This is a genomic window from Sphingobacterium sp. SGR-19, from assembly GCF_011043555.1.
Lineage (GTDB): Bacteria > Bacteroidota > Bacteroidia > Sphingobacteriales > Sphingobacteriaceae > Sphingobacterium.
In genome coordinates this window covers 1-2,536 of the sequence record NZ_JAAKGS010000022.1, presented here as the reverse complement: position 1 = coordinate 2,536, position 2,536 = coordinate 1, and the positions used below count along the sequence as shown (strand labels likewise).

Here is a 2,536-nt window from a genome sequence, read left to right as displayed (position 1 = left end):
CTCACAGCATTGCGGTATAAAAAGCACAAACGTTGAACTTAGCACTTACTCCGGTCTTTTGCAAAACTGCTTGTTGTGTGTAGTGTTTTTATTTTAATATTCGAACTTCAAAAGTTTGAGATTCTACTTTAATATTATTTTTATAAATTTCTGCTTTTAATTTATGTACTCCTTTATAGGATGCTCTTTCCCAATGAATATTGATTTGATTATTACAATTATATTCCCATGTTTCATGTCCAAGGTCAGGAATTGACCTGGCTTCATCTCCATCATTTTCAACTATCCATTTCACATCAAATGGAGGCAATATATTAGTTTTTAAAGTAAATCTAAGCCATAATTTTTTATGTACTCTAAGTTGTTTCGGTATATTTGATAATATAGCACCTAATGATTTATCTCTATGAACAGAAACTGAAATTGAACTATTTTCAATGTAAGATTGTTCTTTAATGTTACTGAAATTGTTTGCATTCTCTTGTATATTAAAGACCCACATATAAAACTCAGCTGCTTTCTCTTCAGTACAATTATTTTGAAATAATATTTGTGATTTGGTTACAAACCTATCTAATTTCTCGCTTAATCGAGTAATTTGATGTTGTAAACTCTTTTTTGAAGTAAGTTCAATCTGTGTGTTAACAGGGTTGTATATATATCTATTATATTTTAATCTATTGTTAATATTTATTAAAGTTTCTATAAATGAAATATCATCTCTTGTTGAATTAGAAGAATAACATTCAATTGCAAGTATCGATAAAATGAAACCGCCAGGTAAGTTCCAGTTAAGTCTTGATTTACAAAATCTTTTTAAAAGACGAACAATTTTGCGTAATTGAGCTTTTTCAACGGTAGTAAAAAATCCTTTTGGACTTAATGTTGAAACTCTTTCAATAAACCAGTCAGTTATTGCTTTAGGATTACGATCTAACCATTCAGTACTGGCATGTTCATATTTAGTTTGATAAAATTCTTCAAAAGTTCTGTAGATTGCAAAATCAACATGGTAACCCTCCGTGTACCATACAGTGACCGCATTAGTTCTTGCTTCAGCAGGTTTACTGAAGTTAGCATTGTTCTTATTAATAGCTTTAGCAATTAATTTCCTAGCATCTAGTGGATTATTAAATATTGAATCTTTAGGAAATATTACAGCTACATCGATATCATAATCTCTATCTTCAGATTGATTTGTTGTACTCATCGCTATACTTCCTTGTTCTATGAATGAAGGAATAGGGAATGATTTGTTTTCCTCTTGATTAATTTTTTCAATTCCTTTAATTATTCGCTCTTCATTTTTATTTTTATATTCACGAATTAAAGTTTTATCAGTATCCTTTAATCTAACCTTATTGTTATAAAATTGATTAAGTTTTGAATTATAATTGAACATTAAAATTTTAAGATTTGAGAGTTATTATTTGACATTAAAAGCGCCCACTTATATTTAGGAGAAGAGTTTCTTGTATAATTGTAAACAATAATTTTAGGATCTGTTCTTTTACTAATCTTCCTGCTTAATGATAATCCAAGTGATACCGGACCAGCGTAAAAAATGTGTATATATTCTATATTTGAATCATTAATTAGTCTATCAAGTTCATTTCTAAATGACTGTGCTAATGTGTCAATTTGATTCAAATTTTTTATACTATCTAAAGCAATTGAGTTTAATTTTATAGTAGTAAAATATTTGTGATTTTCTACCACTTGAAAAATTTCTGTATTCTCAATTTCATAACTAATTTCAATTTTTATGATACCGTTTGGACTTTCGCTTTCGAAACTTCTTTTGTCTATTGTATAAAAATTGGTAGCTTCAAGTTGAGCTCTTTCCAATTTATACCATCTCGCTGAATTTCTATTGTATTCGTAATAATTAATTTCAAACTTGTCTGCAATTGTATTACCTAAATACCATACTAATGGAATGTGAGCCAAACCAAAATAAGCTACTGCAAAGTCACGATTGTTGTCTGTAAGAGCCTTTATTTTTGCCAAAATATCATTTTGATATAATATAGATGCTTCAGGATATTCTAAAGTTCCATTTTTGTAAATCATAGTCTGGTCGATTTCAATCTCCTGAATTTGATATTCATCTAATAAGAATTTATCTAATTTTGAATAAATAGGTTTGATACAATCATCAATTGATTTATGGATTATTGCAATAAATAATTTTTTTGGTTTATTAGCTTTTGCCTCAGCTTTCTTGTAAAATGAATGTAGTAAAATCCCAAATATAATCAATAGAACTCCAAAGATTACTGAAGTCCAGTTTATAGTATCGATTGAATAATTCTTACCTAATCTATTTTCACTTTCAATTTTTAATATCTGTAAAAACAACTCAATTAACCAAGAAAAACCTTGCACTCCGTTTGTAATTAATACAATACCTGCACCAATTAGGGAACGTACAATCCATCTTTCAATTGGCGGTCTTAAAAAGGATAAAATTTTATTAAAGGTTTTCTCTAAATTCATGGTTTATTTTAATGCTGTTCATTTTAACATTACACAC

2 protein-coding genes are annotated in these 2,536 nt (G+C 28.1%); both read right to left on the bottom strand.

What is annotated here, in order from left to right:
• Positions 1–88 precede the first annotated feature (88 nt).
• Complete coding sequence (locus tag G5B43_RS19170) at positions 89–1,402, bottom strand: nucleotide-binding domain-containing protein (RefSeq protein ID WP_165296410.1); 1,314 nt, start codon at positions 1,400–1,402, stop codon at positions 89–91.
• A complete protein-coding gene (locus G5B43_RS19165; protein ID WP_165296409.1) occupies positions 1,402–2,499 on the bottom strand; it encodes an SAVED domain-containing protein in 1,098 nt (365 codons plus the stop codon). Before G5B43_RS19165 ends, G5B43_RS19170 begins: the two co-directional genes overlap by 1 nt.
• Between the last annotated feature and the right edge of the window lie 37 nt (positions 2,500–2,536).